The organism is Mycolicibacterium insubricum (assembly GCF_010731615.1).
Lineage (GTDB): Bacteria > Actinomycetota > Actinomycetes > Mycobacteriales > Mycobacteriaceae > Mycobacterium > Mycobacterium insubricum.
On the sequence record NZ_AP022618.1, the window covers coordinates 4,139,684 to 4,156,290 of the forward strand.

General features: G+C 71.0%; 12 protein-coding genes. 5 read left to right on the forward strand and 7 right to left on the reverse strand.

All coding sequences use genetic code 11. From position 1 onward, the window contains the following. Position 1 precedes the first annotated feature (1 nt). Positions 2 to 2,548, forward strand: coding sequence for an ATP-binding protein (locus G6N16_RS19415; RefSeq protein ID WP_083029347.1), 2,547 nt, complete (start codon positions 2 to 4; stop codon positions 2,546 to 2,548). Then, positions 2,541 to 3,227 (forward strand): response regulator, encoded by a 687-nt coding sequence (locus tag G6N16_RS19420; protein WP_083029348.1) that lies wholly within the window; start codon positions 2,541 to 2,543, stop codon positions 3,225 to 3,227. Before G6N16_RS19415 ends, G6N16_RS19420 begins: the two co-directional genes overlap by 8 nt. 27 nt (positions 3,228 to 3,254) lie before the next feature. Here G6N16_RS19420 and G6N16_RS19425 read toward each other — a convergent pair whose 3' ends face one another. The 5 genes from G6N16_RS19425 to G6N16_RS19445 all read right to left on the reverse strand — a co-directional run bounded on the left by G6N16_RS19425 (position 3,255) and on the right by G6N16_RS19445 (position 7,621). Then, the gene (locus tag G6N16_RS19425) at positions 3,255 to 4,214 is read right to left on the reverse strand and encodes a Ppx/GppA phosphatase family protein (protein ID WP_083029349.1); all 960 of its coding nucleotides are present in this window, start codon (positions 4,212 to 4,214) and stop codon (positions 3,255 to 3,257) included. Further along, a complete protein-coding gene (locus G6N16_RS19430; RefSeq protein WP_083029350.1) occupies positions 4,211 to 4,732 on the reverse strand; it encodes a DUF501 domain-containing protein in 522 nt (173 codons plus the stop codon). Before G6N16_RS19430 ends, G6N16_RS19425 begins: the two co-directional genes overlap by 4 nt. Then, positions 4,725 to 5,441: an FtsB family cell division protein gene (locus G6N16_RS19435; protein WP_083029351.1), complete on the reverse strand. Its 717-nt coding sequence runs from the start codon at positions 5,439 to 5,441 to the stop codon at positions 4,725 to 4,727. Before G6N16_RS19435 ends, G6N16_RS19430 begins: the two co-directional genes overlap by 8 nt. A 16-nt stretch (positions 5,442 to 5,457) precedes the next feature. Next, positions 5,458 to 6,741 carry a phosphopyruvate hydratase gene (gene eno, locus G6N16_RS19440; protein WP_083029352.1) on the reverse strand — a complete coding sequence of 428 codons (1,284 nt, stop codon included), beginning with the start codon at positions 6,739 to 6,741 and terminating at the stop codon, positions 5,458 to 5,460. 109 nt (positions 6,742 to 6,850) lie between these two features. Then, entirely contained in the window at positions 6,851 to 7,621 is a 771-nt protein-coding gene (locus G6N16_RS19445) for a lytic transglycosylase domain-containing protein (RefSeq protein WP_234805722.1), read from the reverse strand. 169 nt (positions 7,622 to 7,790) lie between these two features. On the opposite strand from G6N16_RS19445, the gene efeU reads away from it, so the two are divergent. Genes efeU through G6N16_RS19460 form a run of 3 tightly spaced genes read left to right on the forward strand, consistent with a single transcriptional unit; the run spans position 7,791 to position 11,887 of the window. Then, positions 7,791 to 9,401, forward strand: coding sequence for an iron uptake transporter permease EfeU (gene efeU / locus G6N16_RS19450; RefSeq protein ID WP_083029354.1), 1,611 nt, complete (start codon positions 7,791 to 7,793; stop codon positions 9,399 to 9,401). Further along, positions 9,361 to 10,587, forward strand: coding sequence for an iron uptake system protein EfeO (efeO, locus tag G6N16_RS19455; RefSeq protein WP_083029355.1), 1,227 nt, complete (start codon positions 9,361 to 9,363; stop codon positions 10,585 to 10,587). Before efeU ends, efeO begins: the two co-directional genes overlap by 41 nt. Before the next feature lies 1 nt (position 10,588). Then, the gene (locus G6N16_RS19460) at positions 10,589 to 11,887 is read left to right on the forward strand and encodes a Dyp-type peroxidase (protein ID WP_083029356.1); all 1,299 of its coding nucleotides are present in this window, start codon (positions 10,589 to 10,591) and stop codon (positions 11,885 to 11,887) included. A 30-nt stretch (positions 11,888 to 11,917) separates the two neighbouring features. Here G6N16_RS19460 and G6N16_RS19465 read toward each other — a convergent pair whose 3' ends face one another. Together G6N16_RS19465 and mfd are read right to left on the reverse strand one after the other, a co-directional pair. Then, positions 11,918 to 12,898: a nucleoside triphosphate pyrophosphohydrolase gene (locus G6N16_RS19465; protein WP_083029357.1), complete on the reverse strand. Its 981-nt coding sequence runs from the start codon at positions 12,896 to 12,898 to the stop codon at positions 11,918 to 11,920. After that, positions 12,895 to 16,572 carry a transcription-repair coupling factor gene (gene mfd / locus G6N16_RS19470; protein ID WP_083029358.1) on the reverse strand — a complete coding sequence of 1,226 codons (3,678 nt, stop codon included), beginning with the start codon at positions 16,570 to 16,572 and terminating at the stop codon, positions 12,895 to 12,897. Before mfd ends, G6N16_RS19465 begins: the two co-directional genes overlap by 4 nt. Between the last annotated feature and the right edge of the window lie 35 nt (positions 16,573 to 16,607).

Sequence of the window (16,607 nt, forward strand, 5' to 3'; positions counted from 1 at the left end):
GATGCCCGGCGATTCCCGGGGCCGGGCCGAAAACCGGCGCCGGCGCGGTGAACTGCGGATCTATCTCGGCGCCGCCCCCGGCGTCGGGAAGACCTACGCCATGCTCGCCGAGGCGCACCGCCGACTCGATCGGGGCGCCGACCTGGTGGCCGCTGTCGTCGAAACCCACGGCAGGCCCAGGACCGCCGAACTGCTCGAGGGCATCGAGATTGTTCCCCCGCACTACGTCGAGTACCGCGGATCGCGCTACCCCGAACTCGACGTGCCCGCCGTGCTGGCCCGACGCCCGGAGGTGGTGCTGGTCGACGAACTCGCGCACACCAACACCCCGGGCAGCACCAACCCGAAACGCTGGCAGGACGTGGAGCAACTGCTCGCCGCCGGGATCACCGTCATCACCACGGTCAACGTGCAGCACCTGGAAAGCCTCAACGACGTCGTCTCCCAGATCACCGGCATCGAGCAGCGGGAGAAGGTGCCCGACGAGGTGGTGCGCGCCGCCGACCAGATCGAGTTGGTGGACATCACGCCGGAGGCGTTGCGCCGCAGGCTTTCCCACGGCAACGTCTACGCGCCCGAACGCATCGACGCGGCGCTGGGCAACTACTTTCGGCCCGGCAACCTCACCGCGCTGCGTGAACTCGCCCTGCTGTGGCTGGCCGATCAGGTCGACGCCGCACTCGCCAAATACCGTTCCGAGCACAAGATCAACGACACCTGGGAGGCCCGGGAACGGGTCGTGGTGGCGGTCACCGGCGGCCCGGAATCCGAGACCCTGGTGCGCCGGGCTTCGAGGATCGCGTCGAAGGCCAGCGCGGAGCTGATGGTGGTGCACGTGGTCCGCGGCGACGGCCTGACCGGGATCAGCGCACCGCAGATGGGCCGGGTCCGCGAGTTGGCCACCAGCCTGGGTGCCACCGTGCACACCGTCGTCGGCGACGACGTGCCCACCGCGCTGCTGGATTTCGCCCGCGAACGCAACGCCACCCAGCTGGTGCTGGGCACCTCGCGGCGGTCCCGCTGGGCCCGGATCCTCGACGAGGGCATCGGCGCGGCCGTCGTCCACGACTCCGGCAAGATCGACGTGCACATGGTCACCCACCCCGAGGAGTCACGGCGGCCGGGCTGGGCGAACGTCCGGCCGTGGCAGCGCCACGCACTGTCCTGGCTGGCCGCGGCGGTGGTGCCACCGACGATCTGCCTGATCATCCTGCTGGCCCTGGACCGCACGCTGGGCATCGGCGGCGAGAGCGCGCTGTTCTTCATAGGGGTGCTGACCGTCGCGCTGCTCGGCGGGGTGGCGCCCGCGGCAGTGTCCGCGGTGCTCTCCGGTGTGCTGCTGAACTACTTCCTGGTCGAACCGCGGCACACCTTCACCATCGCCGAGCCGGACACCGCGGTCACCATCGTGGTGCTGCTGGCGGTGGCCGTCGCGGTCGCCGCGTTGGTCGACGACGCCGCCAAGCGCACCCGGGAGGCCCGCCGCGCCGCGCGGGAAGCCGAACTGCTGGCCCTGTTCGCCGGTTCGGTGCTGCGCGGGGCGGATCTACCCGCTCTGCTGGAACGGGTTCGCGAGGTTTACGGGCAACGGGCGGTCAGCCTGCTGCGCGGCGGTCCCGCCGGCGCCACTCCGGTCGCCGTCGTGGGTACCGACCCGTGCACCCGCGCCGATGACGCCGACACCGCCATCGAGGTGGGCGAGGACGAATTCTGGCTGCTGCTGGCCGGGCGCACGACGGCGGCGCGGGACCGCCGGGTGCTGGGCGCGGTGGCCCGCCAGGCCGCCGGGCTGGTGCAGCGCCGGGAACTGGTCGAGGGCGCCGCGCAGGCCCGGGCGATCGCCGAGGCCGACGAGCTGCGCCGATCCCTGCTCTCGGCCGTCGGGCACGACCTGCGCACACCGCTGGCCGCGGCCAAGGCCGCCGTATCGAGCCTGCGCGGCGGCGACGTCGGCTTCTCCCCCGAAGACACCGCCGAACTGCTGGCCACCATCGAGGAATCCGTCGACCAGCTCACCTCGCTCGTCGGGAACCTGTTGGACTCCTCGCGGCTGGCCGCCGGCGCGGTCCGCCCGCAGCTGCACCGGGTCTATCTGGAGGAGACCGTGCAGCGTGCGCTCATCGGAATCAGCCGCGGCGCCACCGGATACCGCCGCGGCGGGCTGGACCGGGTCAGCGTCGACGTCGGTGCGACGGTGGCGCTGGCCGACGGCGGTCTGTTAGAGCGGGTGCTGGCCAACCTGATCGACAACGCCCTGCGGTACGCACCGGATGGGCCGGTGCGGGTGACGGCCGGGCGGGTCGGTGACCGGGTGCTGATCGCGGTGGCCGACGAGGGGCCGGGCATCGCCCGCGCGGACCAGGACCGGATCTTCGCGCCGTTCCAACGGCTCGACGACCGGAACACCGGAACCGGTGTCGGGCTGGGACTTTCGGTGGCCCGCGGGTTCGTGGAAGCGATGGGCGGCACGGTCACCATCGACGACACCCCCGGCGGCGGGCTGACCGTCGGGATCGAACTGGCCGCCCCGGGGCGCACCGATGACTAAGACCCGGGTGCTGGTGATCGACGACGAGCCGCAGATCTTGCGCGCCCTGCGGATCAATCTGTCGGTCCGCGGCTACGACGTGCTGACCGCCGCCACCGGGGCGGATGCCCTGCGGGCGGCCGCCGAGCACCCGCCCGATGTGGTGATCCTGGACCTGGGCCTGCCGGACATGTCCGGGATCGCGGTGCTCGAGGGGCTGCGCGGCTGGCTCAGCGTTCCGGTGATCGTGCTGTCGGCGCGCACCGACTCGGCTGACAAGGTGGAGGCGCTCGACGCCGGAGCCGACGACTATGTGACGAAACCTTTTGGTATTGACGAGTTCCTGGCCCGGCTGCGGGCCGCGGTACGACGGGCCGCGGTGCCGGCGAGTCTCGACGAGCCGGTGGTGACGACCGCATCGTTCACCGTCGACCTGGCCGCCAAGAAGGTCACCCGCGCCGGCGTCGAGGTGCACCTGACACCCACCGAGTGGGGCATGCTGGAGATGCTGGTGCGCAACCGCGGCAAACTCGTCGGCCGCGAGGAACTGCTGCGCGAGGTGTGGGGCCCGGGCTATGCGAAGGAAACCCACTACCTGCGGGTCTATCTGGCCCAGTTGCGGCGAAAGCTCGAAGACGATCCCGCACACCCGCGGCACCTGCTGACCGAGACCGGCATGGGCTACCGGTTCGAGGCATAGCGCGCGGTGTGAACCGTTGCCGCGCGGTTACTCCGCGATGGACTGGGCGATGCCGTCGAGGATGTCGTGCTCGCTGACCACCAGGGTGTCGATGCCCATCCGGGTCCCGAGCTCACGGGCGAGTTCCTGCACGACGATCGCACCGCCGCCGATGACGTCGACGCGGCCCTCGTGCATCGGCCCCAGCGCGGCGCGCTGCTCGCGGGTCATCCCGATCAGCCGGTCGCAGACGGCCAGCAGCTCACCGAATCCGATGCGGAACAGGTGAATCGCCTCCGAGTCGTAGGCCGGCAGCCCCATCGCCAGCGCGGCCAGCGTGGTGAAGGTGCCGGCCACCCCGACCCAGGTACGGGCACCGACGACCGGCACCACCGCGAGTGCGGCGGCGATGCGCTCGGCGGCCACGGCGCGGGCGGCGGCGATCTCCTCGGCCGTCGGCGGATCGGAGTGCAGGCAGCGCTCGGTGAGCCGGACGCAGCCGATATCCACCGATTTCGACGCCGCCACATCGCCGTCGGCGTCGCCGCGGACCACCTCGGTGGAACCGCCACCCAGATCGACGACGACGAATGGCCCGTCACCGGCGGCCAGTTCGGCGAACGCGCCGTGAAACGACAGGGCGGCCTCCTCGTCGCCGCTGATCACCTCGGCCACCGCCCCGGGTGCCACGGACCCGAGCACCTCGGCCGTCATGGCGAAGAACTCGTCGCGGTTGGCGGCATCCCGGGTGGCCGAGGTGGCGACCATCCGGATCCGCGAAACATCGTGCGCGGACAGGGTTTCCGCGTAGCAAACCAGTGCGTCCCGGGTCCGCTGCAGTGCGGCGTCGCAGAACCGTCCGGTGGCGTCCACCCCTTCGCCGAGGCGCACGATGCGCATCTCGCGGACCACATCGACCGCTTCCCACCGGCTGTCGACCCAGTCCAGGTCGGCGATCAGCAGCCGGATCGAGTTGGTGCCGCAGTCGATGGCGCCGACCCGGCTCACCGGTCCTCCCCCGCCGAACCGGCCACGGCCGACCAGACGGCGGGATCGAGGATTCCGGCCATCGCGGGCTCGACGGCCAGCGCCGCCAGCGCCTCGTCCCCGAACGGGTTCACCCCGGGCCCCTTCGCCAGCGAGTGGGCGATCAGCACGTGCAGGCATTTCACCCGATCCGGCATCCCGCCGCCGGAGAAGGTGGTACCCAGGGACTCGAGGGCGTCACGCTCGGCCAGAAACGACTCGTGCGCACGCCGGTAGGCGGCAGCCAGCTCCGCGTCGTCGGCCAGCCGCGCCGTCATCTCGCGCATCATGCCGGTGGTTTCCAGCCGACTCGCCGCCGCCGTCAGGGCCGGGTGGGTCAGGTAGTACAGCGTCGGGAACGGCGTCCCGTCGGGCAGTTTCGGTGCGGTCTTGACCACCGCCGGTTCCCCGTTGGGGCAGCGGTAGGCGATCTCGATCACCCCGCGGGGTTCGCGGCCCAGTTGGGCGGCAACCGCGTCGAGGTCGGCCGGGTCAACCACCGGAGCCTGCCGGTGGCGCGGCCGGGGCGTCGGGCACCGCGCCCGGATGGTCGGGGGTGACGGTGGGCGGCGGCGACGCGGGCGGGTGCGGGTCGTCGGCGATGGTCTTCCACAGCGAGGTGTACCAGGGGTCGTTGCTGGGTGCCGGCAGCGCCGGCCCGGCCGGTGCCCCGGGGACCACCGCCGAGGGCGGCAACTGCACCTGATACGGCACGTCGCCGGGCATCACGAAACCCAGCCGGGCCCGGGCCTGCGCGGCGATGTAGGCCGGGTCGGTCTGCTTGTCCTTCTGCTGCTGCAGGTCGGCGATCTGGCTGCGCAACGCCTTCTCGGTCGCCGCGAGCTGCGCCTGTTCGGCGCGCTGGGCGAAGAACGTGCGCACCGGCCCGGCGATGGTCAGCGTCAGCACGCACACCACCGCGGCGAGGATCGCCGCGCGCCGCGCGGTGAAGCCGAGGCGCTGTTCGTTGGCGCGGGTGGTCGCGGCGGCGTGGGCGGCCCGGATTGGGGCGATCGCCTCGGGCATCGCCCGCGACTCGGGCCCGGTCCACTGGGAAACCGGCGGTTCCTCGTCGGAGGGGTTCGGCGTCGCCCCCTCGGGTCCGGTGGCGGGTTTGCGGCCGCGCCCGGGCGCCGGGCGCCGCCCACCGCTACCGGGCTTGGAACCCGGTGACCGCCGTTTGGGGGCGGGCCGCTTGCCGTCGGACACCGATCGAGGCTACCGGCTATCCGACGCTGAACCGCGGAAACGCGAGGTCGCCGGCGTAGCGGGCGGCGTCACCGAGGGTCTCCTCGATGCGCAGCAGCTGGTTGTACTTGGCGACCCGCTCCGACCGCGCCGGTGCACCGGTCTTGATCTGGCCGCAGCTGCACGCCACCGCCAGGTCGGCGATGGTGGTGTCCTCGGTCTCCCCGGAGCGGTGGCTCATCATGGTCTTGTAGCCGGCGTTGTGGGCGAGCGCGACGGCATCCAACGTCTCGGTCAGGGTGCCGATCTGGTTGACCTTCACCAGCAGCGCGTTGGCGGCACCGCGCTCGATGCCGTCCTCCAGTCGCTCCGGGTTGGTGACGAACAGGTCGTCGCCGACGATCTGCACCTTGTCGCCGATCGCGGCGGTCAGCGCCACCCAGCCGTCCCAGTCATCCTCGGACAGCGGGTCCTCGATGGACACCAGCGGGTAGGCGCCGATCAGTTCGTCGTAGAACGCGGTCATCTGCGCGGCGGTCCGGTTCTCCCGCTCGAACGCGTAACCGGTTCCCTCGGTGTAGAACTCGGTCGCCGCAACGTCCAGGGCCAGCGCCACGTCGACACCCGGCTTCAGGCCGGTGGCGTCCACGGCCGACAGGATGAGGTCCAGCGCGGCCTTGGTTCCGGCCACGTCGGGGGCGAAGCCGCCCTCGTCGCCGAGTCCGGTGGACAGCCCCTGCTTCTTGAGCACCGACTTGAGCGAGTGGTAGACCTCCGCCCCCCAGCGCAGCGCCTCACGGAAGCTGGGGGCGCCGATCGGGGCGATCATGAACTCCTGGACATCCACGCCGGTGTCGGCGTGCGCGCCGCCGTTGAGGATGTTCATCATCGGCACCGGCAGGATGTGCGCGTTCGGCCCGCCCAGGTAGCGGAACAGCGGCAGGGCCGCGGAATCGGCGGCCGCCTTGGCGACGGCCAGCGACACCCCGAGGATGGCGTTGGCGCCGAGGCGGGACTTGTCCGGGGTGCCGTCGAGATCCAGCAGCGCCTGGTCGACGAGCCGCTGGTCGTCGGCGGACAGTCCGATGACGGCGGGGGCGATCTCGTCGAGCACCGCGGCGACAGCCTTCTCGACGCCCTTGCCGCCGTAGCGGGCACCACCGTCGCGCAGCTCCACGGCCTCGTGCTCCCCGGTGGACGCACCCGAGGGTACGGCGGCCCGCGCGAAGGTGCCGTCGATCAGCGCGACCTCGACCTCGACGGTCGGATTGCCACGGGAGTCCAAAATCTCGCGGGCTCCGACCTGTTCGATGATGGGCACTGACGTCTCCTTCGCTCGACCGTTGAGTCCTACCCGGCCAGCGTAGTGGTTGCCCGCCCATCGCACCCGCCAGCCGTCCCGAACCGGTCCGGAACCGACGCGTCCGGGTCTACAGGGAATGCCCCGCCGCATACGCGGTCGCCCAGTCGCGCACGGAACGGGCGTACTGGTCGGAGTAGTTGTAGGAGTGCAACGCGGCGATCCAGCCGGCGGCGGTGGCCAGGTCCTTGCGGCCCGAACACAGGTAGCCGGCCGCCGACAGCGCCGCGTCGTCGACGTTGTCCGGGCTGACGATGCCGTCGTTGTTGCCGTCGACGCCGTAGTGCCGCCAGGTCTCGGGGATGAACTGCATGGGTCCCATGGCGCGGTCCATGGTGGGGTCGCCGTCGAGCGCGCCCTTGTCGGTGTCCGGGATGCGCATGTTGCCGTGGGTGCCGTCGAGCACCACCCCGCGAATCGGCGGCCGGACGTCGCCGTTGGCGGCGATGGTGGCGCCACCGTAGGTGCCGTGATGGCTTTCCACCATGCCGATGCCGGCCAGCGTCGTCCAGGCGAGGTGGCAGTTCGGGTTGAGCTCGGCGGCGACCCGGGCGGCGTAGCCGTAGGCCTCCAGGGCGGTGACCGGGATGCCCAGCGCCGGGGCGCGCTCGGCCGCCCACGCGTGCAGCTGGTCGGCGGGCCGGCCCTGGCCCTTCTTCAAGTTGATGTTGACCTGCGGAACCGGGTCGCCTGGCGGCGGCGGGATGCCGGCCGGAATCGGCGTGCCGAGGATCCACGAGCAGCTGGAGGCCAACAGCAGCGCCGTCGCCGTGATCACCGAGGTGGCACGGAGGATTCGGGTGGCGGCACGCGGCGTCGAACGGCCGACCGCACCACTCACGCCGCTACCTCCCGCAGACACGCCCCCCCACTTTACGGACCGACGGCCCGGTTGCTGTTCGGGGCGTCCCCGGGACGTCCGCCTGGGTGTACTGTTTGCCTGCCAGTAGGGAAGGCAAACCTCGGTAATGATTGCCTGCCCAAACTGCATAACGTGATCGGGGCAGCCAATGCAGGGCGTCTTCGTCAGCACCTTCCTGATAGGCCTGCGGGAAGGCCTCGAAGCGGTGCTCATCGTCAGCATCGTGGCCACCTTCCTCAAGCGCAGCGGCCGGTCCCTGCGCCCGATGGCGGTCGGTGTCGGCGCCGCCGTCGCGCTGAGCATCGCCGTCGGCGTCGGCCTGAACCTGCTCTCGGAGAACCTGCCGCAGCGCCAGCAGGAGATGCTCGAGACGGTCATCGGCGCGATCGCGATCGTCTTCGTCACCACCATGATCGTCTGGATGAACCGCCACGCCTTCCAGATGAAGGGCCAGCTGGAGAGCGAGGCGCGGCAGGCGATCAACAACGGCGGTGCGCTCGCGCTGGCGACGATGGCCTTCCTGGCGGTCCTCAAGGAGGGATTCGAAACCTCCGTCTTCCTGCTGGCCGCCGCCCAGGCCTCCGGCGGGGACCGGCTGTGGGCCGTGCTGGGCGCGGTCACCGGCATCGGCGCCGCCGTCGGGCTCGGGATCGCGATGTACCACGGTGCGCTCCGGCTCAACCTGGCCCGGTTTTTCCGCGCCACCGGCGTGTTCCTGATCCTGATCGCCGCCGGGCTGGTGATCGGCACCCTGCGCACCGCCCACGAGGCCGGCTGGGTGAACATCGGCCAGCAAAAGGTCCTGGACTTCTCCGGCTGGATGCCCGGCCACTCCGCCCTGGGCGCGCTGATCACCGGAATGTTCGGCATCCCGCCCGACCCCCGGCTGATCGAGGTTCTGGGCTGGCTGCTCTACACCGCCCCGGTCATGATCGTCTTCCTCTGGCCGACCACCCTGGCCGCCGAACCCGCCCAACGCCGACGCCTGCTGCTGGGCGCCGGTGCGGTGCTGGGGATCGCGGCCGCCGCCCTGGCCGTGTTCGTGCCCGCCGACGGCGAACTCCCCGGTCCCGCCAGAACCAGTGCCGACGGCCGGACCTCGGTGACCCTGCGGACCGACGGCGGCGCGGCGGCACTGTCGGTCGACACCGGTACCGAGACCCGGGACATCCAGCTCGACACCGCGGGCCGGCGCACCCTCGACGGCGTGAACCTCGACGTCCGCCAGGCGAAGATCGGGGTCGCGCCGGACCAGACCGGCACCACCGTCACCCTGGCCGAGCTCACCGCGCTGCAGGGAGGCCGGCTGCCGGTCGGCCTCAACGCGGTTCGCACCCCGGGCCCGTTCACCGTCACGTGGAACGCCAGCAGGTCCTACGAGGTGCTCTCCCGCGGCGATTCCCTGGTGCACGCGGAGGCGACCGGTTCCCGGATCGCCACCCTGCGCGGCGGCGGACTGTCAGGCACCAAGACCGTCAGCGTCGGAACGCTGCCTGGGGACTGGGCCACCGCAGCCGCCGACGACGACGCGGTGCTCACCGAGATCCGCCAGGCCCGCCAGACCCGGGACGAGCGGATGCTCTGGAAGGCCTGGCTGCCCGCGGTGCTCGGCATCGGCGCCGCGTGGCTCATCGTGTCCGGCCTGCGCCTGCGAACAACCAAACCCATCGACACCGACGTCGACGCCCAGAACGAACCTGAAAGGACTCAGCACAGCGATGACCAAGAAACCGAACGGGACCGGTCCCGCGCGCCCTAGCCGCTGGCTGGCGGCCCCCGTCCTGCTCGCCTCCGTCACTGTCGTCGCCGCCGGCTGTTCCCACGGCGACAACACGTCCGACGACGCGAAGCCCTCGGGCGGCGTCAACACGGTGAACCTGTCCCTGGAGGGCGACGCCTGCAAGGTCGATACCGCCAGCGTGCCGGCCGGCCCGGTCACCTTCAACGTGATCAACAAGAGCGCCCCGAGCATCAGCGAAGTCGAACTGATCAAGGACCAGCGCATCCTCGGCGAGAAGGAGAACCTCGCCCCCGGACTCCCGCAGGTGTCGTTCACCGTCACCCTCGACGGCGGTAAGTACCAGCTGTACTGCCCCGGCGCGGCAACAGAATTCGTCGACTTCGAGGTCACCGGTCAGGCTGCCGCCGCGCCCACCGGCTCCACCCAGGACATCCTCAAGGAAGGCGCCAAGGGCTACGCGGCCTACATCAACGAACAGATCACCCTGCTGGTCGCCGCCGTCAAGGTCCTCGACACCGCGGTGCAGGCCGGCGACGTCGAAGCCGCCAAGACCGCCTACGTCAAGGCCCGGCCGTACTACGAGCACGCGGAATCCAGCGTCGAAGGATTCCTGTTGCCTGGCACCGCCGTCGACGACAACAACGGCAACCTCGACTACCTGATCGACATGCGCCAGTCCAATCTCGACGAGAAGGTCGGCTGGTCCGGCTTCCACGCAATCGAGCGCGACCTGTGGGGCACCGGCATCACCGGCGAGACCAAGAAGCTGAGCACCGCACTGGTGACCAACGTCGGCAAGCTCGCCGAGGTGGTCAAGACCCTGGAGTACAAGCCCGAGGACCTGGCCAACGGTGCGGCCGACCTGCTCGAAGAGGTGCAGAACACCAAGATCACCGGCGAGGAGGAGGCGTTCAGCCACACCGACCTGGTGGACTTCGCCGCCAATGTGGAAGGTGCGCAACAGGCCTACGCGGCGCTGCGTCCGGGGCTGCTGAAGATCGACGCGAACCTGGTCGAGCAGATCGACGCGCAGTTCGTCAACGTCCAGCAGGCCGTCGACAAGTACCGCGACCCGTCGGCGCCGGGCGGTTTCAAGCCGTGGACGCCGGAGGTCCGCAAGGCCGATGCGGCATCGCTGACCGCGGTGATCCAGCCGCTGCATGACAGCCTGTCGACCATCGCGCAGAAAGTCGCCACCGCCTGATATGACGGCACCGGAAGACACCGAGGCCACCCCTGAGGACGCCGAGCCGTCCTCGGGGGTGTCCCGGCGAGGCATCCTCGGCAGCGCCCTGTGGGCGGGCGTCGGCGGCCTGGCACTCGGCGCGGCCGGCGGCGGTGCCGCAGGCTGGGCCGCCGCGTCGCACCGGGACACCGATCCCGACACCGTCGATCTGCACCGCAGCTACCCCTACTACGGGCAAGGGCACCAGGGCGGAGTGGATACCCTGCCGCAACGGCATTGCGTGTTCATGACATTCACCATGTCACCGGGGTCGACCCGCAAGGACCTGCAGGTGCTGCTGGCCCGCTGGTCGGCCGCCTCGGCGCTGCTGCAACAGGGACAACCCGTCGGGGCCGTGCAGCCCCCCAGTGAGCTATCCCCACCGGGAGACACCGGCGAGGCGTTCGGGCTGAGTCCGGCCGCCCTCACCGTCACCATCGGTCTCGGCCCGGGACTGTTCGATGATCGCTTCGGCCTCGCGTCGCGCAAGCCCACCCTGCTCAACACGCTGCCCGCCCTCAACGGGGACTACCTGGAACCGGGCGCGGTCGGCGGTGACCTGTCGGTGCAGGCCTGCGCCGACGACCCGCAGGTCTGCTATCACGCCGTGCGCAACCTGGCCCGGATCGGCCGGCGGATCGTCACTCCGGGCTGGGCGGTGCTGGGGTTCGGCCGCGCGTCCGCCGGTCAGGGCCAGCAGACTCCGCGAAACCTGTTCGGATTCAAGGACGGAACCCGCAACGTCAGCACCGACGAGGAGTACCGGCGGTGGGTGTGGGTGTCCGACAGCGACCAGCCGTGGATGAACGGCGGCAGCTACCAGGTGGTCCGCAAGATCCGCACGCTGATGGAGACCTGGGACACCGACCGGCTCGGTGACCAGCAGCGGATCTTCGGCCGGCACAAGGAGTCGGGCTCGCCGCTCACCGGGACAGAAGAGACCGACACCCCGGACTTCGCCGCCGTCGACGCGCAGGGTGAACCCGTCATCAATCCGCGCTCACATATCGCGCTGGCCGCGCACGAGAACAATGACGGCATCCTGATCCGCCGCCGTTCCTACAACTACACCGACGGTCTGGACGGCAACGGGGTGCTCAACGCCGGGCTGCTGTTCATCGCCTACATGAACGATCCCGGACACTTCATCACGCTGCAGAACCGGCTGGGGTCGCGCGATCTGCTCAACGAGTACATCCGGCACATCGGCTCGGCGATCTTCGCCGTGCCGCCGGGGCCCTCCGAGGGGCACTACGTCGGGCAGGAACTGTTCAGCTGAGCGGGTCGCCCTGGGCGGCCCGGGAATTCGTCAGTCCCGGAGTTCCTCGGGACGCACTGCGTCGGCGACCTCACTCGGCCACGCGGCTCGCCACTCTTCGGGTGTGGCCGAGATGATCGCCGCGCCGTCGAAGTCGCCGCGGCCGGCGCCGATGGCCCGCTCGGCGGACCGGACGTCGTCCATGAAGGCCAGAACGGCGCTGCGCAGACCGATTTCGGCGTCCACCCCGGAGGTGACGGTGATCTCGCGGACCTCCGACGGGATCAGCTCGACGGGCATCCCGGCCTGCTCGGCGCGGGCGATCACCTTCTGCGCCAACAGCAGCGCCGGCGTCGCGGTGGGCAGCCCGTCCATCATGGAGGCCGGGTCACCGACCATCTGCACGCCGCGCGCGGCGACCTTCTCGGCGGCCTTGCGTTCTTCCCACTGCGCGAGTTGATCCTCCAGCGAGATCTCCTCGCCGGCCAGCACCGCGGGCACCCGGTTGACCAGCTTGCGGATCAGCGCCGCCGCCACGTCGTCGATGTCGAAGGGATGCGCCACGGAGTCCTCGGCGATCCGCGCGTGAAACAACACCTGCAACAGCACATCCCCGAGTTCACCGCGCACCTCCTCGGCGTCGCCGCCGCGCACCGCGTCGAACAGCTCGTAGGTCTCCTCCAGCAGGTAGCGACCTAGCGAATCGTGGGTCTGCGTCGATTCCCACGGGCCGTTGCTGCGCAACCGGTCCATGATCTCGACGGCCTCCAGCAGCCGCTCGCCGCGAACCGGCTCGGGCACCGCGATCAGCGGTTCACCGGCGGCCAGCCGGGCCCGCACCTCGGGGTGGTCCCGGTTGGACGACAGCAGCACCGGGGCCGGGTCGCCGGTGCCCACCGGCCGCGCCGACGGCAGCGCCCACACCACCTTGGGCGGCAACTCCTCGGTGTAGTGCACCGGGCCGGTCAGCAACCCGATCGCTTCGACGGGCACCAGCCCGGGCCGGCGGGCGTCCACCAGAATCACCGTCATGCCGTCCCCCCGTCATTCGTGGTCCGCGTCGGCATCGCGGTGGCCAGGTCGGTGATGTCGAATTCTCCCTGGGGTTGCCCGTCGAGCACCAGTAGCAGATCGGCGACGGCCTGGGCCAGGGCGACGTCGCGGATGCGCGGCGCCCCGATACCACTGCCGGCGCGCGGTATCGGCACCTGCACCGTCGCGGTGGTGGGCCGGTAGTTGGCCCCCGGGTAGACCCGTGCCAGCCGCATCTGCTGGGAGTCCACCAGCGGCAACGGCGCCAACCGCAGGGTGGAGGGTTGGCCGGCGGATCCGGTGGCCGACACCTCGGTCACCCCGTAACGCCGGCACAGCAGCCGCAGCCGGGCCACCGCGACCAACCGTCGCGCGGGTTCGGGCAGCGGGCCGTAGCGGTCGGTGAGCTCGTCGACCACCCGGGCCACCGCGTCGTCGTCGGCCGCCGAGGCGAGCCGGCGGTAGCCCTCCAGCCGCAGCCGGTCGCTGCCGATGTAGTCCGGCGGCAGTTGCGCATCGATGGGCAGGTCGATGCGCACCTCTTTGGTCTCGGTGGCGGTGATCGGCTGCCCGTCGGCCGCCGCGCGGTAGGCCTCGACGGCCTCGCCGACCAGCCGCACGTAGAGGTCGAAACCCACGCCGGCCACGTGGCCGGACTGCTCGACGCCCAGAACGTTTCCGGCGCCGCGGATCTCCAGGTCCTTCAGCGCCACCGACATGCCGGCACCAAGGTCGTTGTTCTGCGCGATGGTGGCCAGGCGGTCATGCGCGGTCTCGGTCAGCGGCTGCTCCGGCGGATACAGGAAGTAGGCGTAGCCGCGTTCCCGGGACCGGCCGACCCGGCCGCGCAGCTGGTGCAGCTGCGACAGGCCGAAGGTGTCGGCCCGCTCGACGATCAGCGTGTTGGCGTTGGAGATGTCCAGGCCGGTCTCCACGATGGTGGTGCACACCAGGATGTCGAATTCGCGGTTCCAGAAGCCTTCGACGGTGCGCTCCAGCTGTTCCTCGGGCATCTGGCCGTGCGCGACAACGACTCTGGCCTCCGGCACCAGCGCGCGGATGCGGGCGGCGGCCTCGTCGATGGAGCGGACCCGGTTGTGGATGTAGAACGCCTGGCCGTCGCGCAGCAACTCACGGCGCAGCGCGGCGGCGACCTGTTTGTCGTCGTGCGGGCCGACGTAGGTGAGCACCGGGTAGCGCTCCTCGGGCGGGGTGAGGATGGTCGACATCTCCCGGATCCCGGCCAGGCTCATCTCCAGTGTGCGCGGGATCGGGGTGGCGCTCATGGTGAGCACGTCGACGTTGCTGCGCAGGCTCTTGATGTGTTCCTTGTGCTCAACGCCGAAGCGCTGCTCCTCGTCGACGATCACCAGCCCGAGGTCCTTCCAGCGCACTCCGGTCTGCAGCAGCCGGTGCGTGCCGATCACGATGTCGACGCTGCCGTCGGCCAAACCCGCAACGACGGCCTTGGATTCGCTCCCGTCGGTGAACCGGGACAGCCCCTTGACGGTGACCGGGAAGCCGGTCATCCGCGCGGTGAACGTCTGCAGGTGCTGGTCGGCGAGCAGGGTGGTGGGCACCAGCACGGCGACCTGCTTGCCGTCCTGCACCGCCTTGAACGCCGCCCGCACCGCGATCTCGGTCTTGCCGTAGCCGACGTCGCCGCAGATCACCCGGTCCATCGGGACCGACTTCTCCATGTCCGACTTGACCTCGGTGATGGCGGTCAGCTGGTCGACGGTCTCGGTGAATCCGAAGGCGTCCTCCATCTCGGCCTGCCACGGGGTGTCCGGGCCGAACGCGTGTCCGGGTGCGGCCTGGCGTTTGGCGTAGAGCGCCACGAGTTCGGTAGCGATCTCCCGAACGGCCTTGCGGGCCTTGGTTTTCGTGTTCGCCCAGTCGCTGCCGCCGAGCCGGCTGAGCGTCGGCGTGGCGCCGCCTACGTAGCGGGACAGCTGGTCGAGGGAGTCCATCGGTACGTAGAGCTTGTCGGTGCCGCCGCCGCGCTTGGCGCTGGCGTACTCGAGCACCAGGTACTCCCGACGCGCGCCGCCGACTGCGCGCTCGGTCATCTCGATGAACTTGCCGATGCCGTGTTGATCGTGCACGACGAGGTCGCCCGCGGTCAGGGCCAGCGGGTCAACGGTGTTGCGGCGCTTGGCCGCCAGCCGCTTGCCGGCGACCTCGGTGACCCGGTTGCCGGTCAAATCCGTCTCGGTGATCACCACTAGATCGGCGCCGGGCAAGATCAGCCCGGAATGCAGCGGACCCTTGAGCACGCCGACCACGCCGGGCTGGGGCCGGGCGCCGGGCTCCAACAGTGTGGCCGCGACGTCGGCCTCGCCGAGCTGCTCGACAACCCTTGCCGCGGTGCCGGATCCGGGTGCGACGATCGCCGCCACCCCGCCGGTGGCGATGTGGGCGCGCAGCATGGCGAACACCTCGTCGATGCTCTGCTGGGCACCCCGGGTGTTCGGCGCTGGGCGGGCGTCGATCTGCACGGCGGTCTCGTTGGACAGCTGGCTCAGCGTCCACCACGGGTGCTCCCCGGCGCCCGCGCGCACCTCGTCGAGGGTGCGGAAGCCCGAACCGCCGAGTGCCTCGATGTCGACGGGCGCGGCGCCGCCGAGGGCGGCCACCGACCAGGAGGCCTCCAGGAATTCCTGGCCTGTCTTGATCAGGTCGGCCGCGCGCGAGCGCACCTTCTCCGGATCGCAGATCAGCACCGGCGCCCCGGCGGGCAGGTGATCGGTCAGCAGCCGCGGCTGTCCGGTCCACAGCACCGGCGCCAGGGATTCCATGCCGTCGACCGGGATACCCTCGGCCACCTTGGCCAGCATCTCCCCGACCGTGCCGACCACGGTGTTGTCGGTGGCCGGGGTGGCACCGGCCAACTGGGCGGCCTGCTCGCGGACGGCGTCGGTGACCAGCAGTTCCCGGCACGGCATCGCGACCAGGTGCTCGACGGCGATCTCCGGGATGGACCGCTGATCGGCGACGGCGAACATCCGCATCTCGGAAACCTCGTCGCCCCAGAACTCCAGCCGGACCGGGTGCTCGGCGGTGGGCGCGAAGATGTCGAGAATGCCGCCGCGGACCGCGAATTCGCCGCGCTTGCCGACCATGTCGACGCGGGTGTAGGCGAGCTCGACGAGCCGGGTGATCACGTCGTCGAAGTCGGCCTCGGCGCCGACGGCCAGGGTGACCGGTTCGGCGTCGACGGCCGCACCGTCGCCACCGGCCATCGGTTGCAGCAGCGAGCGCGCGGTGGTGACCACCACCTGCAGCGGCGGGCCGAGCCGGTCGTCGTCGGGGTGGGCCAGCCGGCGCAGCAGGTGCAGCCGGGTGCCGACGGTGTCCACAGCCGGGGACAGCCGTTCGTGCGGCAGGGTCTCCCAGGACGGGAACAGGGCGGCGGCATCGCCGAACACCCCGCGCAGCTCGGCGGTCAGGTCCTCGGCCTCCCGGCCGGTGGCGGTGACCACCAGCAGCGGGCCGCCGCGGGCCAGCGCGGCGGTCACGAACACCCGCGCGGCGGGCGGGCCGACCAGGTCCAGGGTGGCCGGGCCGTCGGCGGCGCGTTCGGTCAGATCGCGCAGCGTCGGCGCGGCCAGCGCCAGGTCGACGAGCCCCGCAATCGGGGTTTGGGCATGGACGGTCCCCGGTGCGGTCATGATCAGCCGATCTTATGCCCGGGGTCGGGCCCGGG